The sequence below is a fragment of the Vibrio sp. VP6 genome, from assembly GCF_028823755.1.
In the GTDB taxonomy this organism is placed as follows: Bacteria; Pseudomonadota; Gammaproteobacteria; order Enterobacterales; family Vibrionaceae; genus Vibrio; species Vibrio parahaemolyticus.
Genome location: NZ_JAPEID010000042.1, coordinates 1 through 25,881 on the forward strand (window position 1 = coordinate 1; position 25,881 = coordinate 25,881).

At 45.3% G+C, this 25,881-nt stretch carries 22 protein-coding genes; 16 read left to right on the plus strand and 6 right to left on the minus strand.

Translation table 11 applies throughout. The features are described from left to right. The 3 genes from thrA to thrC form a co-directional block, all read left to right on the plus strand. On the plus strand, window positions 1-2,218 hold a 2,218-nt coding region (thrA, locus tag OU793_RS20200), incomplete at its 5' end, for a bifunctional aspartate kinase/homoserine dehydrogenase I (RefSeq protein WP_274647828.1). Between the two features lie 20 nt (window positions 2,219-2,238). Further along, window positions 2,239-3,195 (plus strand): homoserine kinase, encoded by a 957-nt coding sequence (gene thrB / locus OU793_RS20205; RefSeq protein WP_005479586.1) that lies wholly within the window; start codon window positions 2,239-2,241, stop codon window positions 3,193-3,195. Further along, on the plus strand, window positions 3,192-4,469 hold the full coding sequence (gene thrC / locus OU793_RS20210; RefSeq protein ID WP_140059829.1) for a threonine synthase: 1,278 nt from the start codon (window positions 3,192-3,194) through the stop codon (window positions 4,467-4,469). The genes thrB and thrC overlap by 4 nt, the downstream gene beginning before the upstream one ends. A gap of 133 nt (window positions 4,470-4,602) precedes the next feature. Here thrC and grcA read toward each other — a convergent pair whose 3' ends face one another. Further along, entirely contained in the window at window positions 4,603-4,980 is a 378-nt protein-coding gene (gene grcA / locus OU793_RS20215; protein WP_005459053.1) for an autonomous glycyl radical cofactor GrcA, read from the minus strand. Between the two features lie 326 nt (window positions 4,981-5,306). Here grcA and nfo point away from each other — a divergent pair, with 326 nt between their 5' ends. The 3 genes from nfo to OU793_RS20230 all read left to right on the plus strand — a co-directional run bounded on the left by nfo (window position 5,307) and on the right by OU793_RS20230 (window position 7,838). After that, window positions 5,307-6,194, plus strand: a complete 888-nt coding sequence (nfo, locus tag OU793_RS20220) for a deoxyribonuclease IV (RefSeq protein ID WP_140104153.1) — start codon at window positions 5,307-5,309, stop codon at window positions 6,192-6,194. Between the two features lie 299 nt (window positions 6,195-6,493). Then, the gene (gene ung, locus OU793_RS20225; protein ID WP_005465920.1) at window positions 6,494-7,174 is read left to right on the plus strand and encodes a uracil-DNA glycosylase; all 681 of its coding nucleotides are present in this window, start codon (window positions 6,494-6,496) and stop codon (window positions 7,172-7,174) included. 112 nt (window positions 7,175-7,286) lie between these two features. Beyond that, window positions 7,287-7,838 (plus strand): hemerythrin domain-containing protein, encoded by a 552-nt coding sequence (locus OU793_RS20230; RefSeq protein WP_005459058.1) that lies wholly within the window; start codon window positions 7,287-7,289, stop codon window positions 7,836-7,838. 230 nt (window positions 7,839-8,068) lie between these two features. Here OU793_RS20230 and OU793_RS20235 read toward each other — a convergent pair whose 3' ends face one another. After that, on the minus strand, window positions 8,069-8,254 hold the full coding sequence (locus OU793_RS20235) for a DUF3545 family protein (protein ID WP_005459060.1): 186 nt from the start codon (window positions 8,252-8,254) through the stop codon (window positions 8,069-8,071). A gap of 721 nt (window positions 8,255-8,975) precedes the next feature. On the opposite strand from OU793_RS20235, the gene OU793_RS20240 reads away from it, so the two are divergent. After that, window positions 8,976-10,409, plus strand: coding sequence for a sodium:alanine symporter family protein (locus tag OU793_RS20240; protein ID WP_005459389.1), 1,434 nt, complete (start codon window positions 8,976-8,978; stop codon window positions 10,407-10,409). Window positions 10,410-10,516: 107 nt separating this feature from the next. Further along, window positions 10,517-11,293, plus strand: a complete 777-nt coding sequence (yaaA, locus tag OU793_RS20245) for a peroxide stress protein YaaA (protein WP_005487639.1) — start codon at window positions 10,517-10,519, stop codon at window positions 11,291-11,293. Between the two features lie 105 nt (window positions 11,294-11,398). Here yaaA and srmB read toward each other — a convergent pair whose 3' ends face one another. After that, the gene (srmB, locus tag OU793_RS20250) at window positions 11,399-12,622 is read right to left on the minus strand and encodes an ATP-dependent RNA helicase SrmB (RefSeq protein WP_005479730.1); all 1,224 of its coding nucleotides are present in this window, start codon (window positions 12,620-12,622) and stop codon (window positions 11,399-11,401) included. Window positions 12,623-12,729: 107 nt separating this feature from the next. Continuing rightward, window positions 12,730-13,449 (minus strand): tRNA1(Val) (adenine(37)-N6)-methyltransferase, encoded by a 720-nt coding sequence (locus OU793_RS20255; protein ID WP_020904210.1) that lies wholly within the window; start codon window positions 13,447-13,449, stop codon window positions 12,730-12,732. Between the two features lie 331 nt (window positions 13,450-13,780). On the opposite strand from OU793_RS20255, the gene brnQ reads away from it, so the two are divergent. Beyond that, window positions 13,781-15,094 carry a branched-chain amino acid transport system II carrier protein gene (gene brnQ / locus OU793_RS20260; RefSeq protein ID WP_005459396.1) on the plus strand — a complete coding sequence of 438 codons (1,314 nt, stop codon included), beginning with the start codon at window positions 13,781-13,783 and terminating at the stop codon, window positions 15,092-15,094. Between the two features lie 90 nt (window positions 15,095-15,184). On the opposite strand, the gene fldB is transcribed toward brnQ, so the two are convergent. Beyond that, window positions 15,185-15,703: a flavodoxin FldB gene (gene fldB / locus OU793_RS20265; protein ID WP_005479739.1), complete on the minus strand. Its 519-nt coding sequence runs from the start codon at window positions 15,701-15,703 to the stop codon at window positions 15,185-15,187. Between the two features lie 167 nt (window positions 15,704-15,870). On the opposite strand from fldB, the gene xerD reads away from it, so the two are divergent. The 7 genes from xerD (at window position 15,871) to OU793_RS20300 (ending at window position 24,590) form a co-directional block, all read left to right on the plus strand. Next, window positions 15,871-16,788: a site-specific tyrosine recombinase XerD gene (xerD, locus tag OU793_RS20270; RefSeq protein ID WP_005459400.1), complete on the plus strand. Its 918-nt coding sequence runs from the start codon at window positions 15,871-15,873 to the stop codon at window positions 16,786-16,788. A gap of 59 nt (window positions 16,789-16,847) precedes the next feature. Then, window positions 16,848-17,636 carry a bifunctional protein-disulfide isomerase/oxidoreductase DsbC gene (gene dsbC, locus OU793_RS20275; RefSeq protein WP_005497149.1) on the plus strand — a complete coding sequence of 263 codons (789 nt, stop codon included), beginning with the start codon at window positions 16,848-16,850 and terminating at the stop codon, window positions 17,634-17,636. Between the two features lie 45 nt (window positions 17,637-17,681). After that, entirely contained in the window at window positions 17,682-19,421 is a 1,740-nt protein-coding gene (recJ, locus tag OU793_RS20280; protein WP_005459404.1) for a single-stranded-DNA-specific exonuclease RecJ, read from the plus strand. A 173-nt stretch (window positions 19,422-19,594) separates the two neighbouring features. After that, a protein-coding gene (gene prfB, locus OU793_RS20285; RefSeq protein WP_159404174.1) for a peptide chain release factor 2 occupies window positions 19,595-20,693 on the plus strand; the annotation gives its coding sequence in 2 pieces (ribosomal slippage) (window positions 19,595-19,669 and window positions 19,671-20,693; 1,098 coding nt in all). Between the two features lie 34 nt (window positions 20,694-20,727). Continuing rightward, complete coding sequence (gene lysS / locus OU793_RS20290; protein WP_005459407.1) at window positions 20,728-22,245, plus strand: lysine--tRNA ligase; 1,518 nt, start codon at window positions 20,728-20,730, stop codon at window positions 22,243-22,245. Window positions 22,246-22,494: 249 nt separating this feature from the next. After that, a complete protein-coding gene (gene vpsR, locus OU793_RS20295) occupies window positions 22,495-23,829 on the plus strand; it encodes a cyclic-di-GMP-binding transcriptional regulator VpsR (protein ID WP_005459408.1) in 1,335 nt (444 codons plus the stop codon). Window positions 23,830-24,338: 509 nt separating this feature from the next. Continuing rightward, on the plus strand, window positions 24,339-24,590 hold the full coding sequence (locus tag OU793_RS20300) for a hypothetical protein (RefSeq protein WP_005459410.1): 252 nt from the start codon (window positions 24,339-24,341) through the stop codon (window positions 24,588-24,590). A 133-nt stretch (window positions 24,591-24,723) separates the two neighbouring features. Here OU793_RS20300 and OU793_RS20305 read toward each other — a convergent pair whose 3' ends face one another. Beyond that, window positions 24,724-25,758, minus strand: a complete 1,035-nt coding sequence (locus tag OU793_RS20305) for an NADP(H)-dependent aldo-keto reductase (RefSeq protein WP_005459412.1) — start codon at window positions 25,756-25,758, stop codon at window positions 24,724-24,726. Window positions 25,759-25,881 lie beyond the last annotated feature (123 nt).

The window sequence follows — 25,881 nt, forward strand, 5'->3', positions numbered from 1 at the left end:
ATTGCCTAACCTAGAAGGTGCGGCATTCGATAACCAAGTTAAAACCTCTCTTTCTCAACTGCGTCAGTTTGTGCACGGCATTAACTTACTTGGTATGTGTCCAAACAACGTCAATGCTCGCATCATCAGTAAAGGTGAGCGAGTTTCGATTCAATTGATGAAGGCGGTACTGGAAGCCAAAGGGCAAAAAGCGAACCTCATTGATCCTGTTGAATATCTGTATGCGAAAGGCGATCACCTAGAAGCCATGGTGGATGTTGATGTATCGACACAGAACTTCCGTCAAAATCCTCTTCCTAAAGATCATGTGAACATCATGCCGGGCTTTACTGCGGGTAATGAAAAAGGCGAATTGGTGACGCTGGGTCGTAACGGTTCTGACTATTCAGCGGCAGTATTAGCGGCTTGTTTACGTGCTGATTGTTGTGAAATTTGGACGGACGTGGATGGTGTTTACAACTGCGATCCTCGATTGGTTGAAGATGCTCGACTGCTTAAGTCACTCAGCTATCAAGAAGCGATGGAGCTTTCTTACTTCGGTGCATCCGTTTTGCATCCGAAGACCATTGCTCCTATCGCGCAATTCCACATTCCATGTCTGATCAAAAACAGCTTTAACCCTCAAGGTGCAGGTACGCTTATCGGCCAAGATACTGGTGAAGATAATCTTGCGATCAAAGGTATTACAACGCTTAACGACCTAACCATGGTTAACGTATCAGGCCCAGGTATGAAGGGGATGGTAGGCATGGCGAGCCGAGTATTTGGTGCGATGTCTTCTGCTGGTGTCTCTATTGTATTAATTACTCAATCATCGTCTGAGTACAGCATCAGCTTCTGTATCGAGGCTGATGATAAGCTGAAAGCTCAACAAGTTCTGGCGGATGCGTTTGAGCTTGAACTAAAAGACGGTCTATTGGAACCGGTTGATTTTATCGATGATGTTTCTATCGTTACCTTGGTTGGTGACGGCATGCGTACATCCCGTGGTGTTGCTTCACGTTTCTTCTCTTCTCTTGCGGAAGTGAACGTTAATATCGTCGCGATTGCGCAGGGTTCTTCAGAGCGTGCTATCTCTGCGGTGATTCCGGAAGACAAAATTTCTGAGGCGATCAAAGCGTGTCACGAAAACCTATTTAACTCGAAATACTTCCTCGATGTGTTTGTTGTTGGTGTTGGCGGTGTTGGCGGTGAGCTGGTGGATCAGATCCAACGTCAGCAATCCAAACTGGCAGAAAAAGGTATCGTGATTCGAGTTTGTGGTTTAGCAAATAGCAAAGGCTTGCTACTCGATAGTGAAGGCTTACCACTAGAACACTGGCGCGACCGCATGTCAGCGGCAACAGAAGAATTCAGTCTAGCTCGTTTAATCGCGTTAGTTCAGCGCAATCACATCATCAACCCTGTACTTGTGGATTGTACGTCTAGTGAAGACATTGCAAATCAATATGCAGACTTTCTAGCAGCAGGTTTCCACGTGGTCACGCCAAACAAAAAAGCAAACACAGCAAGCATGGCGTACTACCATCAGCTTCGAGATGTCGCTCGTAGCTCGCGTCGCAAGTTGATGTACGAAACAACCGTAGGGGCAGGCCTACCGGTTATCGAAAACTTACAAAACCTGATTGCAGCAGGCGATGAGCTTGAACGATTTAGTGGCATTTTGTCAGGTTCACTGTCTTACATCTTCGGTAAACTTGACGAGGGTATGAGCCTGAGCGAAGCGACGAATATTGCGAAAGAAAATGGCTTCACTGAGCCAGATCCTCGTGATGACCTTTCTGGTATGGACGTTGCGCGTAAGCTGCTCATCCTAGCTCGCGAAGCAGGTATGTCATTAGAGCTTGAAGATGTGGTCGTTGACCAAGCGCTACCACCAGGCTTTGATGATTCAGGCAGTGTTGATGAATTTATGGCTCGTTTGCCAGAAGCGGACGCGTACTTCAAAGAGTTATCTGCGAAAGCGGCAGAAGAAGGCAAAGTGCTACGTTATGTTGGTGAAATTAATGATGGCAAGTGCACAGTGAGCATGGCCGCTGTCGATGAAAATGATCCAATGTTCAAAATTAAAGACGGTGAAAACGCGTTGGCGTTTTATAGTCGCTACTACCAGCCAATTCCTTTGGTGCTGCGTGGTTACGGTGCCGGTACAGAAGTGACGGCAGCAGGCGTATTCTCGGATGTAATGCGTACTTTAGGTTGGAAACTAGGGGTATAACAAGAATGAGTTCAAGTGATATGGGCGTGGTGGTTTATGCCCCAGCTTCAATTGGTAATGTTAGCGTAGGTTTTGACGTGCTGGGGGCGGCAGTGTCCCCAGTTGACGGCACTTTGTTGGGTGACCGAGTTCAAGTAAAAGCAGGGACTGAGCCGTTCAGTCTAAACACTGCTGGGCACTTTGTTTCGAAGTTACCAACCGATCCAAAAGAGAACATCGTTTACGATTGTTGGGTGGTGTTTGCTCGTGAACTGGATAAAAAAGGCATTGAGCTAAAACCACTTGAAATGACGCTAGAGAAAAACATGCCTATTGGTTCTGGTTTGGGCTCAAGTGCTTGTTCTATTGTGGCAGCGTTAGACGCGCTAAACCGATTCCACGACCAGCCTTTGAATGAAACGGAATTACTGGCTTTAATGGGTGAAATGGAAGGTAAAATTTCGGGTGGTATTCACTACGACAATGTTGCTCCATGTTACCTTGGTGGTGTCCAGTTGATGCTTGAAGAGCTAGGCATCATCAGCCAAGAAGTCCCTTGCTTTGACGAGTGGTATTGGGTGATGGCGTATCCGGGCATTAAAGTGTCGACGGCTGAAGCGCGTGAAATTCTACCATCTCAATATCGTCGACAAGACATCATTGCTCATGGCCGTCACCTTGCGGGCTTTATTCATGCATGTCACTCTGGTCAGCCTGAGCTCGCTGCAAAAATGATCAAAGACGTGATCGCAGAACCGTATCGTGAGAAACTGCTTCCGGGCTTTGCGAATGCGCGTCAGTACGCAGCATCAGCAGGCGCGTTAGCAACTGGTATTTCTGGCAGTGGTCCGACACTGTTCAGTATTTGCAAACAGAAAGATGTCGCTGAGCGAGTTGCTCGCTGGCTAGAACAAAATTACGTACAAAACGAAGAAGGATTCGTCCACGTTTGTCGTTTAGATAAGCAGGGTTCGAAAGTAACAGGAAGTGAGCTATGAAGCTTTATAATATAAAAGAAAATGATGAACAAGTTTCCTTTGGCCAAGCCGTTCGCCAAGGATTAGGTCGTAATCAAGGCCTATTTTTTCCATCGGAATTACCAAAATTTGAAGACGTTGATGCGTTGCTAGCAGAAGATTTTGTTTCTCGTAGCACTAAGATCCTATCAGCACTGATTGGTGATGAACTGGCGGAAGAGCAAGTTAACGCAATGGTTGATGCAGCATTCCAATTCCCAGCACCAATCAACCAAGTAAAAGAAGGCGTTTACGCGCTAGAACTTTTCCATGGCCCGACGTTAGCATTTAAAGATTTCGGTGGCCGCTTCATGGCGCAATCCCTTGCGGCAGTTTCTAATGGCGGCAAGATCACCATTTTGACCGCAACGTCAGGCGATACTGGCGCGGCTGTTGCGCATGCTTTCTACGGAATGGAAGACATTAATGTTGTGATTCTTTACCCGAAAGGCAAGATCAGCCCGCTCCAAGAGAAGCTGTTTTGTACACTAGGTAAAAACATCCACACTGTAGCAATCAATGGCGATTTCGATGCATGTCAAGCATTGGTGAAACAAGCGTTTGATGATGCGGAGCTGCGTGAAGAGATCGGTCTGAACTCTGCAAACTCAATCAACATCAGCCGCTTGATGGCACAAATCTGTTACTACTTTGAAGCTGCGGCGCAAATGAGTAAGCAAGAGCGTGAAAACCTCGTGGTTTCTGTACCAAGCGGTAACTTTGGTAACCTAACAGCAGGTCTATTAGCAAAAGCGCTAGGTTTACCTATCAAACGTTTTATTGCTGCTACCAATGTGAATGACACGGTGCCTCGTTACCTCGAAACGGGTAAATGGGAGCCAAAACCAACGGTTGCAACCACTTCAAATGCGATGGACGTGAGCCAACCGAACAACTGGCCGCGTATCGAAGAGCTGTGCCGTGTGAAAGAGTGGGGCCTTGAGACACTAGGTAAAGGCGCAGTTTCTGATGAACAAAGCGCACAATCAGTAAAAGACTTGTACGCATTAGGCTACCTATGTGAGCCACACGGTGCGATTGCTTACCGTGTATTGGAAGAGCAACTGCAAGAAGGTGAAACGGGTCTGTTCTTGTGTACTGCGCACCCAGCGAAGTTCAAAGAGGTTGTAGATGATATTCTTCAGACGGATATCGAACTGCCTGCACCATTAGCTAAACATGCTGCAATGGAGTTGTTGTCTGAAGATCTTGACGCGGATTTTGATGCACTAAAAACAGTATTACGCCGCGTTTAGTAACCAAAACTGAATATGCGATAAAAGGTGAGGCATTGTCTCCGCCTTTTTGTTTTTATAGGGCTGGTCTCGGGCAGAAATCGAACATAAAAAAACAGAGCGCCGTTTTTAAAACTTACCTGAGCGTACTCTATTATAGAGTCTCAGTAAATGTACGAGCGATAACATCACGTTGTTGTTCTGGCGTTAGCGAGTTGAAGCGTACTGCGTAACCAGAAACACGGATTGTTAGCTGTGGGTATTTTTCTGGGTGAGCAACTGCATCTTCTAGCGTTTCACGTTTAAGAACGTTCACGTTTAGGTGTTGACCACCTTCGATGCGAGGTGCGGTTTCGATAGCTACTTCGCGGCTTTCGTATTCACCTAGGTCGCTGATTGCGATAACTTGGTCTGCTTCGTAACCAGTTGCTGCAGCAACACAACGTGCTTCATTCTTCTCGCTATCTAGTAGCCAGATTGAGTTTAGTAGTTCGTCGTTTGCTGCTTTAGTAATTTGGATACCTTGGATCATCACTATCTCCTAGACCACTTACGTGGTGATTATTGGTGTTAATTTTCGAATTTTTGTTGAGCTGAGTATTATATAGCTAATATCCACTATTTTAATATTGATTTAAGTCAAAAAACAACCAAAAACATTATTTTTATTAAGGTAATTTTGTTGAGTTAAATCAATAAAACCTTTGAAAACATACTAATTACAATTTATTTGATAATATAAAAAATATTTAATAACTCAATTTGTTGTAAATTTACTACAAATTGAGCTTAAAATTTAAACTGATTAACGCAACTATCTGTATTTGGGTAGCGATACTGAAAGTCTAAAGTGATTAAATGACAAACATGAAAAACAAGTTTGGTAATAAACTCATTGGTGCACATGTCTCTGCTACTGGTGGGGTCGATCAAGCGCCGTTGAGAGCTCGCGAAATTGGCGCGAATGCATTCGCACTATTTACAAAAAACCAACGCCAGTGGGTGGCGAAGCCTTTAGAAGCAAAAACCATCAGTGCATTTAAAGCGAACTGTAAAATGCTGGGTTTCAGCGCAGAACATATTCTCCCGCACGACTCATACCTGATTAACTTAGGTGCTCCAGAAGTGGACAAGTTGGATAAGTCACGCGCTGCATTCATCGATGAAATGGAGCGTTGTAATCAGTTGGGACTGACTTTGCTTAACTTCCACCCGGGTAGTCACCTAAAGAAAGTCTCTGAACAGGAATGCTTGGCAACGATTGCTGCGTCAATCAACTTAGCGCACAAAACTGTACCGGATGTGGTAGCGGTGATTGAGAATACTGCGGGGCAGGGCACAAATCTTGGCTGGAAGTTTGAGCACTTAGCTGAAATCATCGAGCAAGTGGAAGATAAAGATCGTGTCGGTGTTTGTATTGATACCTGCCATACCTTTACGGCTGGTTATGACTTGCGTACAAAAGAAGATTGCGAACGCACTTTTGCTGAATTTGACCGTATTGTGGGTATGCACTATTTGCGAGCAATGCATCTAAATGATTCAAAAGTAGAGTTTGCTAGCAAAGTGGATCGCCACCATTCTTTAGGTAAAGGAGAGATCGGGTGGGATTGTTTCGAGTACATTGCGAAAGACTCTCGTTTTGATGGTATCCCTCTGATTTTAGAAACAATTGATCCGGACATCTGGCAGCAAGAGATCAACACACTGCGCCAGTTTCATTTAGCCGCTATTAACAACCAATAATGTAATCGCAAAGTTGGCACCTTTCTTTCTTAGTCGCTTAAGTCAATTTGAATTAAGAAAGAAGGATGCCACTATGTCTCGACCACTCTCTTTTGCTCCCTATGCTTACCGTCGCCGCGTACTGCGTCTGCCGATGCCTAATCGCCATATTACTGGGCAAGGTCATTTTAGAACGCCGCAAAAGCATTAGTCTTTTATTACTGTCCTCAAGTATTGCTGTTCTCAAGTTCGTGGTAAGTTTTTGTTTGTTTGGGTTTCGCTCGTTAGAATAGAAGCAAAATTTAGGACAGGAACTTTCCATGAATCAGTCACCCACTTGGCACGATGTGATCGGCGAAGAGAAAAAGCAGAGCTACTTTGTAGACACGTTGAATTTTGTTGAAGCAGAACGAGCAGCAGGCAAAGCGATTTACCCGCCAGCAAAAGATGTTTTTAACGCATTTCGTTTCACGGAGTTTAACGATGTGAAAGTGGTGATCTTAGGACAAGACCCATACCACGGTCCAAATCAGGCGCATGGTTTGTGCTTCTCTGTGCTTCCAGGAATCAAAACGCCACCGTCGCTCGTGAACATGTATAAAGAATTGGCTCAAGATATCGAAGGATTCCAGATCCCTCAGCACGGATTCTTGCAAAGCTGGGCAGAGCAAGGCGTATTGTTGCTCAATACGGTTTTGACGGTTGAGCAAGGCAAAGCGCACTCACACTCTAAAACAGGGTGGGAAACATTCACAGACCGAGTGATTGAAGCGATAAACCAGCATCAGCATGGGGTCGTGTTCCTTTTATGGGGTTCTCACGCTCAGAAGAAAGGGCGTTTCATCGACCGCTCGAAGCACCATGTATTAGCCGCGCCGCATCCATCGCCATTGTCTGCTCATCGAGGATTCTTGGGTTGTAAGCATTTCTCCCAAGCAAACCAATTACTTGCCTCGCAAGGAAAAGAGCCAATCAACTGGCATTTACCGTTAACGGTATAAAAGAAGAGACAGCGATCATGGTGCTATGATCGCTGTTTTTTTGAGCATGCTCGAAGCTGGTAGCGAATTTCTCATGTACACTTATTGAAAGTAGGTGTTAAGGAGAGACGCTATGATGATCGAAAGAATTCGACGCGAACACGGCTACATGGTTCGCCTGCTGGCCATATTGCGCCATAAACTCAACGAAATTAAAGAAGAAAACGCCATTAATTACTCGCTAGTAAGCGAGATTGTTGATTACCTCTCAAACCATTCGGAAAAAATTCATCATCCGAAAGAAGATATTCTCTACCATCATTTCCTCAAGCATTACGGTAAGCAACAAACCATGGAAAACTTGGAGAAAGAGCACCAAGAGCTCGCCGAGAAGACCAAAGAGTTTTCGATGCTCATTGAGATGATTTTGCAAGATGCGGTTGTTCCTCAAGACATCTTTATTGCTCAGCTAGAAGATTTCATTGAGTCGCAAAAGCGTCACCTTGAGCTCGAAGAGAGAAAAATCCTGCCATTAATTGAAGAGCTTTTTACTACTGAAGACTGGCAACACGTTGAAAGTCTGTGGACAGAGAGCGAAGACGACCCTGTATTTGGTGACACGATTGCGGATCGCTACAAACAGCTTGCCGAGCGCGTTCGTCAAAGCGATATGGAGTTTGTTTAACTCACTCAAAGCCCGAGTATCTATAAATCTTGCTCGGGTTTATTTGTGGTAATTCTTATTATTTGAGAATTGAATGGAAATTCAACATAACCAATTCTCGATAAAAAGAACGGCTAATTCTCATTGAGTAAGAATTCCGTCCACGTAAACATTTAGACGTAGAGAATCAGAACATGTAACCCTACTCTATACAAAAACAAAAGGCACCGTTAGGGTGCCTTTTGTTCAAATTAGAGTTTGATGTCGTCTAAGCTGTAGTCGTTGCAAACATCAAGTTCACGTAGTTCTTTAAGTAAGTTACGTCTGTCGTTCATCTCTTCTATTTCACGCCACTTTCTTTTTACTGGTTTAGCGCGAGATCTTGTTGTTGAGGTAGTATCCAGATTGAAAATCTCATCTAGTTGAAAGCCTTCCATAAGCCACCTTTACCCTTCTTTATCTAAACTGTTGTAACCAGTCCTTGTGGAGTTTTTTAAGTACCACAATAGGTGTGAGAATAACCATGATATATTTCGCATTTGTGTCGGTAACATGACAGTTTCGTGCAAAAGTTCTCTCAAAATCACATTTTGCTTCGTGAACTATTGAATAAAAAATGTACAAACGAGAAAGGGAAAACGATTAAATGAAGAGATTTTCAATGTTAATTTGATGCGTTCAATTAGAGTACTATGCAAAGGTTGAAGTTGCATAAAATGTGTTTGATGAAATAGTGTTCGATTACCTCTCTGGCGGCAAAGATAAATTTATGTAACACCTTGTGAATACTAGCTTGGTTCGTTTTTTATGGAGTGCTGTTCTATTAATGTCGGTGTAATTATTTATGTTGGATGTTGGTAATTGAAATGTTGCGCATTTGGGGTGTTAAGTCCTATTTTTATGTTATTTTTTGGTGACTTTATAGTGAAAAATAACAACGTTATTGTGGTGGTTGCATATTGATTTTTGCGTTCCTAGGTTGCATTATCCGCCCGTCAAAAAATACGCTGGTACGTAAAATGGATGCATGAAGCGACGTTTACGATTCTAGATTGCGCATAAACATTATTCAAAAAGCTAAGCACACTTTGACACTTAGCAGGCAATCTGGTGGATGGCTCGGACGCACAGACTGGCGCAACTCACTTTGAGGTACACATGACAGACTTAATCAATTTGATGAACGACCTCCTTTGGGGTTCGATTCTGGTTTATCTTCTTGTAGGTGTAGGAATCTACTTCACCGTTCGATTGGGATTCATCCAATTCCGCCACTTCGGCCACATGTTCTCTGTTCTTAAGAACAGCCGTAAAGCAGACAAAGCTGGTATTTCTTCTTTCCAAGCGCTTTGTACTAGTCTTGCTGCACGTGTAGGTACTGGTAACATGGCGGGTGTTGCAGTTGCATTGACTGCGGGTGGCCCTGGCGCGATCTTCTGGATGTGGCTGATCGCAATGCTTGGTATGGCAACGTCGTTTGCAGAGAGTACTCTGGCGCAGCTATACAAAACCAAAGATGATGATGGCAACTACCGTGGTGGTCCTGCTTACTACATGGAAAAAGGCTTGGGCATGCGTTGGATGGGCGTGTTGTTCTCTGTTTTCCTAATCATCGCTTTTGGTTTGGTATTCAACGCCGTACAAGCGAACTCAATTGCAAACGCAATGAGCAACGCATTTGGTTGGAATGACCTATACGTTGGTATTGCTGTTGTTGCACTTTCAGCTGTAGTTATCTTCGGTGGTATCAAGCGTATCGCGAAAGTAGCTGAGCTGATCGTTCCTATCATGGCACTGCTATACCTAGTACTTGCATTGTTCGTTGTATTCTCAAACCTAGAGAAACTACCAGATGTATTGATGCTGATCTTCAAGAGCGCATTCGGTCTGCAAGAAGCAGCAGCGGGTGGTCTTGGTTATGCGATTGCACAAGCAATGATCAACGGTATCAAACGTGGTCTATTCTCGAACGAAGCGGGTATGGGTTCTGCGCCTAACGCGGCAGCGTCGGCAACGCCTTACCCACCGCATCCAGCATCTCAAGGTTACGTTCAGATGCTAGGCGTGTTCATGGATACGATTGTTATCTGTTCTGCAACAGTAGCGATTATCCTGATGTCGGGCGAGTATGTAGGTCAAGCAACGGAAGTTACTGGTATTGAGCTAACTCAACGTGCATTGAGCTCGCAAGTTGGTGATTGGGGCGGCATCTTTGTTGCAGTTGCAATCTTCTTCTTCGCGTTTACTTCAATCATCGCGAACTACTCTTACGCAGAAACGAACCTGATCTTCTTGGAACACAACCATAAAGCTGGTCTAAGCATCTTCCGCGTTGTAGTTCTGGGCATGGTAATGTTTGGTGCGCTAGCGTCTCTTCCTGTGGTTTGGTCGTTGGCTGACGTTTCGATGGGTCTGATGGCGATTGTTAACTTGGTAGCGATTCTGTTGCTATCGGGCATCGTGATCAAACTGGCGAAAGACTACAACCGCCAGCTAGGCGAAGGTAAAGTACCAACGTTCGATGCGAACGATTTCCCTGAGCTTAAGTCTCAGCTAGAAGACGGTATTTGGGACAACACTAAGAAAGACTAAGTGTTCTCCTATCGTTAAAAGCTATTAAGACGATTCGTAAAGCCATGCAGACAATGCATGGCTTTTTTTGTACCCTAATAAAAAACAAAATTAGGGAAGTGAAAGTCATGCTTATCGTAGTTTCTCCAGCGAAGACCCTCGATTACGAGTCTCCGTTAGCGACAGAAAAATTTACTCAACCAGAGTTAATTGAATATTCAAAAGAATTGATCGACGTTTGCCGCAAACTGACGCCTGCTGATGTTGCCTCTTTAATGAAAGTGAGTGACAAAATAGCCGATCTGAACGTCGGGCGATTCCAAGAGTGGAGCGAAACGTTCACAACGGAAAATTCGCGTCAGGCCATTTTGGCGTTTAAAGGTGATGTGTACACGGGCTTGGAAGCTGAAACACTATCAGATGCGGACTTCGAATACGCGCAAAAGCACTTACGCATGCTATCTGGTCTGTACGGTCTGCTCAAACCGCTCGACTTAATGCAACCATACCGTCTGGAGATGGGGACAAAACTGGCGAACGATAAAGGTAGCAACCTGTACCAGTTCTGGGGCAATGTGATTACCGACAAGCTCAATGAAGCGATTGCTGAGCAAGGCGACAATGTTTTGATCAATCTTGCGTCGAATGAGTATTTTAAAGCGGTGAAGCCAAAGAACTTGGATGCACAAGTGATTACGCCAATTTTCAAAGACTGTAAGAATGGTCAATACAAGGTGATCAGTTTTTATGCGAAGAAAGCACGTGGCATGATGGCGCGTTACATCATCGAAAATCGCATTGAGAGCGTGGCGGACTTAACGAAGTTTGATACCGCTGGCTACTACTTCGTTGAGGAAGAGTCGACACCAACAGACTTGGTATTTAAACGTGAAGAGCAAAACTGATTGAAGCGCAATACGCGTTATTAATTGAAAGGTACACAAACGAAAAAGGGTTGGCACTGCCAACCCTTTGTTATTTCTATTTGGGCTTTTTAAGCCTCAACAAGATTACTTCTTCTTAGCGGTTTTCTTTTTCGCTGTTTTCTTCTTGTCTTCTTTTTTCTTTTTCTTCTTAAACACAGGTTTCTTGTGCTTAGGGCGCATCTCTTTAATGAAACGCTCTTTGATGTCTTCTTTCACGTAACGTGCTACGCGATCCATCATTGGCTGGTCGTGCGCTTCTACGATTGAGATTGCGTTACCTTTCTTACCTGCACGAGCTGTACGGCCGATACGGTGAAGGTATACGTCAGCCGTGCGCGGCATGTCGTAGTTGATAACGTGAGAAACATCAGGAAGGTCGATACCACGCGCCGCAACGTCTGTTGCTAGTAGCACGTTCACAGTACCGTCACGGAAACGTGCAATGGCATTATTACGACGATCTTGAGGCATTTCACCTTGAATCCACGAACACGGGATTTGTGCGCTCTCAAGTTGTGCACGCAGCTCTGCCAAGCGTTCACGAGTTTTTAAGAACACGATAGTGCGCTCAGCTTGCTCTGTGATGATATGTTTCAGCAGAGCCAGTTTGTGTTCTGCGCTATCAGCACGGTGATACCATTGAGCAATCTTCTTACGCTCACGCAGTGGCGATTTTGCGTCGATCTCTGCTGGCTCGTTCAGTAGGTCAGCTGTGAAGCCTTCTACGCCTTTTCCTTCTAATGTTGCTGAAAACAGAAGGGTTTGCTTACGCCAGCGACATTCATTCGACAGACGGTCAACTGTTGGAGCAAAGCCCATGTCCAGCATGCGGTCTGCTTCATCGAGAACCAGCCATTCGATAGCACGACAATCAAAACGTTCTGCATCAATGTACTCACGTAGACGGCCTGGTGTTGCAACTACAATGTCTTGCGTAGTTGCTAGGATGTCTGCGTGTTCTTGGTATTGAACGCCGCCTGTGATCGTGAAGATGTTCAGCTTAGTGTTCTTTGCCAAAGCACGAGCTTGGTCGGCAACCTGCATAGCTAGTTCGCGAGTTGGCGTAAGGATCAAAATACGCGCAGGCCCAGGTTTACGACGAGGGAAATCTTGCAAGTATTGCAATGCTGGCAGAACGAAGGCTGCCGTTTTACCAGTACCCGTTGGCGCTGACGCTAGAATGTCACGACCATCCAACGCTTGTGGAATCGCTTCTGCCTGAATTTTAGTTGGGCGTTCGTAGCCCATCTCTTCAATGGCTTCAAGTAGGTTTTGGTCTAGATCAAGTTCAGCAAAGGTTCTGATCACAATGAGTTCTCCACAAGCAAAGCTTGGTTAATGGTTCGCCAAAGCAGCATAGAATATAAAAAGGTCGCACATTATAAAGTGATTGGTGATAAGGATCACATGTTATTTCACATCTTAAGATAAAACTCGTGGGTTAAGCGGACAAAATCATCGCTGTAACCGTCTGATGAGTGAATGATCAAATGTGACTCTTGAGTATCGCAAGGTTGCTTTGCCAGTTCAAACAGCAAACGGTGCACGGGTTTCTTTTCCGATGGTTGCACGCGGCACAGTCGAGATAGAGCCCAACCCTGGGTTAATGCTAGTTCAATAAATAGCTCCCCTTCGGTGATTGGCAGCACAAAGCTGGCTTTTCCTTCTGTATCTAGCAACTGATAACAACACTTAAGCAACGCATCATGGCGTAGGGAGTCGGTATGCCTAGCGGTTGCTCGCTGGCTTTGTTTAGCTTGCTCACCAGTGTTGAAATAGGGTGGGTTGCAAACAATGCGTTGAAAGCGTTGCGGCGGCGAAAAAATCAAAACATCGGTATGCTGAACTGAGAGTCGGTCGTGCCACGGCGAGTGCGAAAAATTGTGGCTTGCGGCTTCAACCGCTGTGGTTTCGATGTCAACGGCGGTAATTTTTGCGTCAGGAAAGCGTTGAGCACACATCAAAGCGAGTAACCCTGTTCCTGTCCCGATATCCAAGATATGGGCAGGGCTCGGACTTTCCATCCACGCGCCTAGCATCACGCCGTCGGTACTCACCGGCATGCCACTTTCGCCTCCTTCGATACAAAACTGCTTAAACTTGAAGCCTTTAGTTTGAAATTTTCCGCTCTTCATGATTGTTTTTTATCTGCTCAATATTTAAGTGAAATTCTCTATTGTTTCTTATTTGTATAGATTGTTGTTTTGTTGGTTATTAAATTGTATGGTTAATTGATCGAGATAAAGAACTGTACGGTTCTTTTGATCTAGTTAGATACACTGCTTTTAAGTTTAAAAACTAAATTAATATGGTGTTTTTTTCTTAAAGGTTGCCAAATGATGAGTCTTTCGTCATTATGCGGCGAAAATTTTATAGATTGAACCACAGATACTCATTAACTTTTGGGTATACAAAAAAGTGGTCGATGCATACACAACATTCATTAAATAAAGAAAAGGGTTATCTGTGAAGCAGACGTTAAAACTAACAGATATTGTCGCAGTAGGCTTTATGCTATTTGCGTTCTTTTTAGGTGCAGGCAACATCATCTTTCCACCTCTAGCGGGTCAGCTCGCGGGTGAAAACCTATTGCCAGCGATGTTCGGTTTCTTGCTAACAGCGGTAGGTCTACCTCTTATTACTATCGTTGCTATTGCTGTAGCAGGTGGATCATGGGATCACTTGACTCAAGATCTTCCGAAAAAAGCAGCAGTATTGATGGCAGCACTTATCTTCATCATTATTGGTCCTGCGTTTGCAGCGCCTCGTACAGGTCTAGTAGCTTACGAGATGGCCGTGAAGCCATTCTTTGTTGAAGCTTCTCAAGCGCACCTTACAGCGTTCTCTGTGATCTTTTTTGCGGTTGCAATGCTGTTCTCTTGGTTCCAAGGCCGTCTTATCGACTTGATCGGTAAAGTGCTGACTCCAGCGCTGTTTGTCGGTTTGATCATTCTTGCTGTTGCAGTATTCCTAGATCCTCAAGGCGATATGATCGGTGCACGCGGTGAGTACCTAACTCAGCCACTAACCAAAGGCTTCCTTGAAGGCTACAACACCATGGATACTTTCGCATCGCTGATGTTTGGTATGTTGATGGTCGATGCACTGCGCGGCAAAGGTATTACGGAGCGTTCTGCGACGACTAAGTACCTGATTTTTGCAGGTTGTATCGCGGCGGCTGGTCTAGCATTTGTTTACATTTCGCTATTCTACCTAGGCGCTACCAGCGCAACAGTTGCTGCGGGCGCAGACAACGGTGGTCTGATTTTAAGCCAGTACGTTCAAGCGTTGTTTGGCCCTTACGGTCAAATCGTTCTTTCTGTGATTGTATTGCTAGCGTGTCTGACAACGGCTATCGGTCTGATTTCAGCATGTTCTGATTTCTTCAGCTCGAAGACATCACTGTCATACAAGCAGTGGGTTCTAATCAACGGTGCAGTATGTGCGCTAGTTGCTAACGTTGGTCTAGCGCAATTGATTTCGCTCTCTGTACCTGTACTGTTTGCCCTTTACCCAGTGGCGATTGCTTTGGTTGCTCTTACCTTTGTTCGTAGCAAGCTGCCAAATCCTCGCTTTGCATACCGTGCGGTACTGCTAGTATCACTATTATTCGCACTTGTTGATGCAGCGAAAGTTGCTGGTTTGGATGTATCTGCGTTCAACGTACTACCGCTGTTTGAAGTGGGCATGGGTTGGGTTCTTCCTACTCTGGCAGCTATCATCTGCATGTTCTTCATCTCTAAATCTGTTCAACCAGAACTACGAGAAGAAGCGGCGTAAAGACGCTAGAAATTGAATAATGAAAAAGCCCGATGAAGTGATTCATCGGGCTTTTTTGTATCTGGTTCGCATCAACGTAAGCGTCGGTGCTTAAAGCGTATCGTGGAACTCCACAAGTACTTGTTCACACCACTTTTCGATTCGCTCGTCACTCAAGTCGTATTGAGAGTCTTCATCTAGTGCTAGGCCAACAAATTGACTGCCATCTTCCGTTAGCGCTTTCGAGGCTTCAAACTCATAGCCTTCGTTTGGCCAATAACCGATAAACTGGGCGCCGGTTGCTTTTAACTCGTCGTGCAGTAGGCCCATGGCATCAAGGTACCATTCACCGTAGCCTTCTTGGTCGCCAAGACCAAATAGCGCCACAACTTTGCCTTTCAAGGGCGTAGACGCGATGTCTTGCCAAATGGCGCTCCAATCTTCTTGGATCTCACCAAAGTCCCAAGTCGAGATGCCTAGAAGCAATAAATCATACTCAGCCATCAGCGATAGCGGCGTCTCTTTCACATTGTGAATATCGACAAGGTCTGCACCAATAATGTTGCGAATTTTCTCTGCTGCCATCTCGGTGTAGCAGGTTGTTGAGCCGTAAAAGAGTCCGATTTTCATTATATTCGTCGTTTTTTGTGTTGCTGTTGCAGAGGATTTTAACCTTAAACTGCCTAGGAATGCAGCGAATATCGTGAGATTCCCCACCTGAGCCAATTTTTTATAGCATTCACACTGGTGCTGTCTTACTCTCACTGGGTATAGATGAACAATAAAAGGAAGCGTGAATGACGGCACAACAGCCTGTCAATCAACAAGATTTTGCGCTTGTTGAGCAATTCTTAGATGCAATGTGGATGGAGCGAGGTCTGTCAGAGAATACGCTGGCTTCGTACCGAAATGACTTAATGAAGCTTCTCACTTGGATGGAGCATCATCGTTACCGCCTCGATTTCATCAGTTTGTCTGGACTTCAAGAATACCAAACGTATCTGGTGGATTTGGATTACAAGCAGACGTCACGTGCTCGTATGCTATCAGCCATTCGCCGTTTGTTTCAGTATCTTCACCGCGAAAAAGTGCGTGCCGATGACCCAAGTGCCTTGTTGGTCAGCCCGAAATTGCCACAACGCTTACCGAAAGACATCAGCGAAGAGCAAGTGGACGCACTTTTGGACGCGCCAGATCCGAATGATCCGGTAGAACTGCGCGATAAAGCCATGCTTGAGTTGTTGTACGCGACTGGGTTGCGTGTGACAGAACTCGTCAGCCTGACGATGGAAAACATCAGTTTACGTCAAGGCGTCGTGCGTGTGACGGGTAAAGGTGGCAAGGAGCGTTTGGTGCCGATGGGGGAAAATGCGATCGATTGGATTGAAACATTCATCCAGCAAGGTCGCCCTGCATTATTGGGAGAAACGTCTTCCGATGTGGTATTCCCAAGTAAACGAGCACGCCAAATGACTCGTCAGACGTTTTGGCATCGTATCAAATACTATGCTGTCATTGCTGGCATCGATACCGACCAGCTGTCGCCGCACGTTTTACGCCACGCGTTTGCAACGCATTTATTGAACTATGGCGCAGATCTCAGGGTCGTACAGATGCTGCTAGGGCATAGTGACTTATCGACCACGCAAATTTATACTCACGTGGCGACTGAACGATTGAAGCAGATCCACAGTCAACACCACCCAAGAGCATAATGATGGCTTGCTTCATCCTTCTTGATTGGATGAAAAGAATTTATTTAAAGGTGACTTTAATGAGCGTATTACGCCGACTAACTCTGCTGACTTTACCATTCTTTATTACCGCGTGTGGTGCGGAAGAAAGTCAGGCAAAAACCGAAACTCCTGCACAACAGGCTGCGCCAACGGCGCAACAACACTTTGATGAAGCGGCGCTAAAAGCGAAGTTCTCGAAACTAGGTTTGTCTATTATTGATATTCAACCTTCAGACGTGGCGGGCCTGCTAGAAATTCAAACTAACGGCGGCATATTGTTTGCGTCAAACAATGGCGATCACTTTATTGCAGGTACACTATACGCGATTGATGACAACGGCGGTTACAAAGACGTACTCGCAGAACGCCAAGCGCCTTTGAATGCTGAGAAAATTGCTAAGTTTGCAGACAGCATGATCGAATACAAAGCGGACAACGAAAAGTACGTGGTGACTGTGTTTACTGACATCACTTGTGGCTACTGTGTTCGTCTGCATAACCAAATGCAGGGCTACAATGATCTAGGTATTACTGTGCGTTACATGGCATACCCTCGCCAAGGTGCGACAGGGCCTGTTGCTGAGCAAATGGCAACGATTTGGTGTGCAGAAGATCCAAAAGCGGCGATGCATAACGCGAAAGTGAGCCGCACTTTCGATAATCCAGCAAAAGATCTTGAACAATGTAAAGAGACCATCCAAGCGCACTACAACGTTGGTCGTCAGTTAGGTATTTCAGGTACACCTGCAATCTTCCTTCCAAACGGTGAGATGGTTGGTGGTTACTTACCGCCAGCTGAACTACTGAAACGTTTAGAGCAACTGTAATCCTTTAAGGAGCAGAGCCGACGCAATAGTCGGCTCTTTTCAAGCATGATAGAAATTCAACGACGTCCCGAACCGGATCTTTCCCTTCTCCCAGATTCCATTCCTCCGATCTTAAAACGCATTTACATCAATCGCGGTATTACTGACATCGCGCAGTTAGAAACCTCTGCTCGTGGATTGCATTCGTACCAAAAGCTTGGCGGCATTGAGCAGGCGGTTGAGTTATTGTTCCAAGCGATTCAAGAGCAAAAACGCATCATCGTGGTGGGTGACTTTGACGCAGATGGCGCAACGAGTTCTGCTCTTTCTGTATTGGCATTGCGTATGCTTGGCAGCAATAACGTCGATTACTTGGTGCCGAACCGCTTTGAAGATGGCTACGGTTTGAGCCCAGAGGTGGTCGATCAAGCATTGGAACTTGGCGCAGAAATGATCATGACGGTCGACAATGGCGTATCGTCGATTGAAGGTGTGCGCTACGCCAAAGAAAATGGCATTACCGTATTGGTGACAGACCACCATTTGCCAGGACAAGTTCTGCCAGAAGTGGATGCGATGGTGAACCCAAACCTCGACAGTTGTGCGTTTCCTTCTAAAGCGCTGGCTGGCGTTGGTGTGGCGTTCTATCTGATGATGGCGTTGTGTGTCCACATGCGCAAACACAACTGGTTTGCTCAACAAGGCATGCAAGAGCCGAAACTGATGGAGCTGATCGACCTTGTCGCACTGGGCACTGTTGCTGATGTTGTGCCGCTTGATGAGAACAACCGAATTCTGGTGCATCAAGGTTTGCAACGCATTCGAGCGGGGAAAGCGCGCCCAGGTATTCAGGCACTGATTGAAGTGGCGAAACGCGATGCGCGACGTTTGGTGGCATCGGATTTCGGCTTTGCATTGGGGCCGCGCATTAATGCCGCTGGCCGTTTAGACGACATGTCTTTTGGTGTTGAGCTACTGATGTGTAACAACATCCACGCCGCACGTCGCATGGCCAGTGAGCTTGATGGGCTCAATCAGACTCGTAAAGAGATTGAAGAAGGCATGAAGCAAGAAGCGATGGCGTTTTGTGAACGTTTGCAGTTTGGCGAAAACAGCGAGCTGCCATACGGCTTATCGCTGTTCCAGCGCGATTGGCACCAAGGTGTGATTGGTATTCTCGCTTCGCGTATCAAAGAGAAATTCCATCGTCCAGTCATTGCCTTTGCTGACGGTGGTGAAGGGACGATCAAGGGTTCTTGTCGTTCGATTCCTGGATTACACATGCGTGATGCGTTGGACTTCATCGATACGCAAAATCCAGGTTTGATCATCAAGTTTGGCGGTCACGCGATGGCGGCAGGCTTAACCATCAAAGAGCAAGATTTTGAGCGTTTCAGTCGTTTATTCGATGAAGTGGTGAAAAAAGAGCTCGACGAAGCGGCTCTAAAAGGCGTGATTCTTACTGATGGCGAGTTAAAACCGGAAGAGTTTTCTATGCACATTGCGGAGCAGTTGCGCGCTGGTGGGCCATTCGGACAAGCTTTTCCTGAGCCAATCTTTGATGGTGAGTTTAAGGTGTTGCACCAAAAATTGGTGGGAGAAAAACATCTTAAACTGATGTTGGAGCCTTTATACAAAGGGCATCCGACCAATGTGATGATTGATGGAATTGCATTTAACGTCGATTTACGCCGTTGGCCTGACGCATCGGTCAAAACTGTACGTTTGGCTTACAAGCTGGATGTGAATGAATTTCGTGGCAACCAATCATTGCAACTGATGATTGATCACATCGAAGCCAAGTAATACCTAAGCTTTTCTTAAATATAGAGTACGGTTGCCCTTAAGCGGGTGTGAAATTTTATGACCGTGCTCTCTCTAATCGTAATCTGATTTCTCAGCCGAAATTTTCCTGTATCTCCGTCACATTTTTCAGTAGAATTTCTCGGTTAAATTCTATTCTAAAATGTTGAGCAAACATGTTTGAAATCAATCCCATTAAAAACCGTCTTCAGGACGTGTCTGAGCGCACGAATGTCCTGAGGGGGTATCTTTGACTATGACGCGAAGAAAGAGCGTCTAGAAGAAGTCAACGCAGAACTTGAACAGCCAGATGTATGGAACGAGCCTGAACGTGCACAAGCACTAGGTAAAGAACGTGCATCACTTGAAGCCGTAGTTGAAACTATTGATCAACTAGAGCAAGGTGTAGAAGATGTTGATGGTCTTCTTGAACTGGCTGTTGAAGAACAAGACCAAGAAACGTTTGATGAAATCGAACCAGAACTTGCAGAGTTGGAAGAGAAGCTTGCGCAGCTAGAATTCCGCCGCATGTTCTCTGGTGACCACGATAGCTCTGATTGCTACATTGACTTGCAAGCAGGTTCAGGTGGTACTGAGGCGCAAGACTGGACCAACATGATGTTACGCATGTACTTACGCTGGGCAGAAGCGAAAGGCTTCAAGGCGGAAGTAATCGAAGTATCTGAAGGTGAGGTTGCGGGTCTTAAATCTGCAACGGTTCGTATCTCTGGTGATTACGCTTACGGTTGGCTACGTACAGAAACTGGTGTTCACCGTTTAGTACGTAAATCGCCATTCGATTCAGGCGGCCGTCGTCATACGTCTTTTGCGTCTGCGTTCATTTACCCAGAGATTGATGAAAACATTGCTATCGACTTTAACCCTGCTGATCTGCGTATCGACGTTTACCGTGCGTCAGGTGCGGGTGGTCAGCACGTCAACACCACTGAATCTGCGGTACGTATTACGCACGTACCAACGAATACTGTGGTGCAGTGTCAAAACGACCGTTCTCAACATAAGAACAAAGATCAGGCAATGAAACAGCTTCGAGCGAAGCTATTTGAGCTTGAATTGCAAAAGCAAAACGCGGAAAAACAAGCTAATGAAGACGCTAAGTCTGACATTGGCTGGGGTAGCCAGATCCGTTCTTACGTATTGGATGATTCACGCATTAAAGACCTCCGTACGGGCGTTGAAAACCGTAATACTCAAGCGGTTCTTGATGGCGATCTGGACAAATTTATTGAAGCTAGCCTGAAATCAGGCCTATAAAGCTTTTCACCGACAAAAACAGGATACATCGAAAATGACTGATGCTGTTCAAAACGAAACTGTACAAGAAGAAAACAAGCTGATTGCTGAGCGCCGCGCTAAACTGGACGAAATCCGAAAGAGCTGCAAAGCAAACGGCCACCCAAACGACTTCCGTCGTGACGCACTAGCGGGCGACCTTCAAAAAGAGTTCGGTGAAAAGACTAAGGAAGAGCTAGAAGAGCTTAACCACGTAGTAGCGATCGCTGGTCGTATTATGGCAAAACGTGGTCCATTCCTAGTAATTCAAGAAACATCTGGCCGTATCCAAGCTTACGCAGACAAAGAAGTTCAAAAAGAACTGAAAGAGAAATACCAAGGTCTTGATATCGGCGACATCATCGGTGTTAAAGGTGCGCTACACAAATCTGGTAAAGGCGACCTATACGTGAATATGGAAGAGTACGAGTTGCTAACAAAAGCACTTCGTCCACTTCCTGAGAAGTTCCACGGTCTGACTGACCAAGAAATGCGTTACCGTCAGCGTTACGTAGACCTAATCGTTAACGAAGATTCTCGTAATGCATTCGTTGTACGTTCTAAAGTTATGTCTGCAATTCGTAACTTCATGATCTCTAAACAGTTCATGGAAGTTGAAACGCCAATGATGCACGTGATCCCTGGTGGTGCAAGTGCTCGCCCATTCATTACGCATCACAACGCGCTAGACATGCCAATGTACCTGCGTATTGCGCCTGAGCTATACCTGAAGCGTCTAGTTGTTGGTGGCTTTGATCGCGTATTCGAAATCAACCGTAACTTCCGTAACGAAGGTCTTTCTCCACGTCACAACCCAGAATTCACAATGATGGAATTCTACATGGCGTACGCGGATTACAAAGATCTAATGGACTTCACTGAGGAACTACTAAGCTCTGTAGCACTAGAAGTTCTAGGTTCAACATCAATGCCTTACGGTGAAGATACTGTTGAGTTTGGCGGTAAGTACGCTCGCATGAGCATGTTTGAAGCAATCAAACACTACAACCCAGACCACGCTCAAATCCAAGCGCTAACGGAAGAAGATCTACAAAACCGCGAACTAATGGTTTCTATCGCGAAATCTGTTCACGTTGAAGTAGAACCTTTCTGGACTTGTGGTCAGCTTCTTGAAGAGATCTTCGGTGAAACTGCAGAACCTAAACTAATGCAGCCTACGTTCATCACTGGCTACCCAGCGGATATTTCTCCACTGGCACGTCGTAGCGATGACAACCCATTCTTCACAGACCGCTTTGAGTTCTTCATCGGTGGCCGTGAAGTAGCAAACGGCTTCTCAGAGCTTAACGATGCAGAAGACCAAGACGCGCGCTTTAAAGCACAGGTTGAAGCAAAAGAATCTGGTGATGACGAAGCGATGTTCTACGATGCAGACTACATCACTGCACTAGAGCACGGTCTACCACCAACAGCAGGTCAAGGTATCGGTATCGACCGCCTAGTTATGCTGCTAACTAACACGCACACTATCCGTGACGTGATCTTGTTCCCTGCAATGCGCCCACAAGCGTAATTCTTTGCTGAACAATGACAAAAAAACCACCTTCGGGTGGTTTTTTTGTATCTTTAATTTCCTAAAATTCAATAGGTTGCATTTTGATTTTGATGGCATATGCAAATAAGTATTCGCCAAATCTCAATCTATTGCATAGTCTTAATATTGAGACAGACTTCGAGCGTCGTAGTCTCGATAATGTTACCCGTTCGCAAAGATGGGTTTGTGGCGCGAAATTTCTATCAACAAAAGAATAAGGGTTAGAGAATGGCTGGGCAGTTTAAGATGGATTCCATCCCGGGATCGCTTGTGGTAGTTGGCGGTACTTATGAGCCTTGGTTATCAGTACTGGAACAAGTTGGCTGGAAGTGTCACCAAGTAGGCGACTTACGCAAAGCTAACACGTTATTGGAAGATATTGGGCCTTGTATCGGTATCGTTGACCTGAGCCATGACGAGTTTAGCTTGAATGGTCTGGCAAACTTAGTGAGTTCTCATAAGCACGTGCGTTGGCTGGCGTTTATTCGTGAGTCTCAGCTCGGCACAGACACCATCTGCCAGTTCATCGTTAACTTCTGTATCGACTTTTTTACTGCCCCAATCCCAGATGCCCAACTGTTGAGTACCATCGGCCACCAACTTGGTATGCTCAAGCTAGAGAAAAAAGTTTGGCCAAGCTTTGGCAATAGCCTCGATATGGGGCTGATTGGCGAATCTATCCCGATGAAGCGCTTACGCGATCAAGTTAAGCGAATTGGTCCTACGGACGTGAGTATTCTGATCTCTGGCGAGAGCGGTACTGGTAAAGAAGCGGTTGCTCGTGCAATTCACAAAGTATCTTCCCGTTCTCATAAGCCCTTTATGTCGATTAACTGCCGCGCTTTGAATGAGCAACGTTTCCAAGCGGAAGTCTTTGGTATTGCTGCGGATGCTGAGATGGGCCCAAGTCTGTTGGAACAAGCAGATGGCGGTACTGTGTTGTTTAATGACATTCTGACCATTTCGAAGGACCAGCAAATGAACCTGTTAAGGTTTTTGCAAGAGGGCACGATTGAAACGCGCGAAGGTGTGAAGAATGTGAATGTGCGTATTCTTGCTGCTAACTCGTCAGACGTAGAAAAAGCCTTGATTGATGGCGACTTCAACGAAGAGTTGTACCATTACATCAATGTACTTCGTATCAACGTACCAAGCTTGAAAGAGCGTGCGAGCGACATTGCACTATTAGCTCGCTTCTATCTGCAAGAGTTCTCTAAAGAGTACAACTCTCAAGCAAAAAGTTTCTCAGAGGACGCTTTGAAAGCTCTGACTCGTTACTTCTGGCCTGGTAATGTTCGCGAGTTGATGAACCAAGTTAAGCGTGCGGTGTTGATGTCTGACAGCGTGATGATTGAAGAGCATCATCTCGATTTGCCGCAACGTAATGATTCAAAACGCAGTTTGAAATCAATTCGTGAAAAGAGTGAGCGTGATGCGTTATTGGTTGTGTTGGAGTCGCACTCAGGTCAAGTTTCCAATGCGGCGAAAGAACTTGGTGTGTCGCGTGCAACCATGTATCGACTACTTAACAAGCACAACTTGATTTCCGATCAAGCGATGTAATTCAATGAGTGAATCGAATTGAAAGAGCGACCTTGCTGGTCGCTCTTTTTCGTTGTATACGTTCTGATTTATAAAACTCGAAGTTTTATATATTCCCTAGATGAATATGTTATATGAAAAAACATATGCAACTTATCTTCAGGGTATTGATTTGTTTTTTATCGAAAGCATAGAAATTGTTTGATATATATTCATCAACGCTTACAATTTGGCCATAACTCGTTGAGTTATATCACTTCACACACGGATTATTTTTTTAGCTAGGAGGCGCAAGATGAAACATTACGTTGTTAACACCACTGCTTGCGCTGATCGTATGTCTAAATCTCCGATAGCTTTTAAATCGGATATTAACGATACCACTGGCTCACAAGATAAAAATTAATCCGTAACCTAATTTATGTTTACTAGGCTGCGGAAAAGTAGCGGCTTAGTCTCAACAGATCTCTCTGTGTCTCTGCGTACTATTTTTCCCAGTCGATCATTTATCGTTTAATTGGAGAAAAATTATGCGTCACTCAATTTACTTAACATTGGCGACTTTGCTTATTAAAGCGGATTTAAAACGTGAAGAGAGAGAATGGCAACGTACCGTGCGCCGCAGTTCTCATGATGTTCCATGGACCAATGTTCATTTATTAAGGGATATTGGTTTAGATCGTGAAGGGCGAGTTACTCAAACCAGCGTGCCTGAAGCGGTTAAAGTTGAACGTCGAGTTCGTCATCTTCGTCGAGTGCTAACTGCGCGAATACCGACGTAATCTATAGCGTGTTGAGCTTCCAACATTACGCTTTAGTTAACCCTAAAAGCTCAACACGCTGTAAACGCATATCGAAATAGATTTGTTCTAAGTGCTATTAACAGGCTGACCTATGTGGTCAGCCTGTTTGCTTTTATGGACATGGGTTAGAGTAGGTAGTACCGATCGCTTGAATGTCTGTTAACAGCTCATCACTAAGCTTGATATCGATGCTGTCAATGTTGGCTTTAAGTTGATCAAGGTTGGTCGCGCCGATGATGTTGGAAGCGACAAATGGACGTTGATTGACGAACGCCAATGCCATTTGCGCAGGATCTAGGCCATGCTCACGCGCCAAGTTCACGTATGCTTCTGTCGCTTTGACGCCTTGAGGCGTGAAGTAACGAGCGAAACGCTCCCACTTAGTACAGCGTGCACCTTCTGGTTTTGCGCCATGTAAGTATTTACCACTCAAACAACCAAACGCCAGAGGTGAATACGCTAACAGTTGGACACCTTCATAATGGCTGATTTCAGACAAACCCACTTCGAAGCTGCGGTTGAGTAGATTGTATGGATTTTGAATTGAAACGATACGCGGTAAATCATGCTTCTCCGCTAAACGAAGCAAAGACATCACCCCCCAAGGTGTTTCGTTAGATACGCCGATGTAACGCACTTTACCCATCTTAACCAGTTCAGTTAATGCTTCTAGGGTTTCAATTAACGTCACTTCTTCTTGCTTGTCTGGGTAAGGGTAGTTGAGTTGGCCAAAGCAGTTAGTTTGACGCTGTGGCCAGTGAAGTTGGTACAAATCTACGTAATCGGTTTGGAGTCGTTGAAGGCTAGAGTCGATGGCATCATGGATATTGCGACGATTTAAACTCATGTTTTCACGGATGTGAGGCACATTGCGCGGCCCTGCCACTTTTGTCGCTAGAACGACTTTTTCTCGCTTGCCGGATTTTGTCAGCCAGTTGCCGATGTATTGTTCCGTTAGGCCTTGTGTTTCTGCTTTTGGCGGAACAGGGTACATCTCTGCGGTATCAATGAAGTTCACCCCATGATCGACAGCAAAGTCGAGCTGCTCAAAAGCTTCCTGTTCGGTATTTTGCTCACCAAAAGTCATAGTGCCGAGGCAGATTTTACTGATCTCGAGTGATGAGTGCGGTAGTTTGGTGTATTGCATTTCACTTCCTTGAAAAATAGCCAACTGAATAGGTTATCCATCAATATATGGGATTTTTGGTCGCTATCGCAAATCATTTACGTATAAGCGCAAGTGTGGCTCGAAAGGTATTCATCCCCCAAC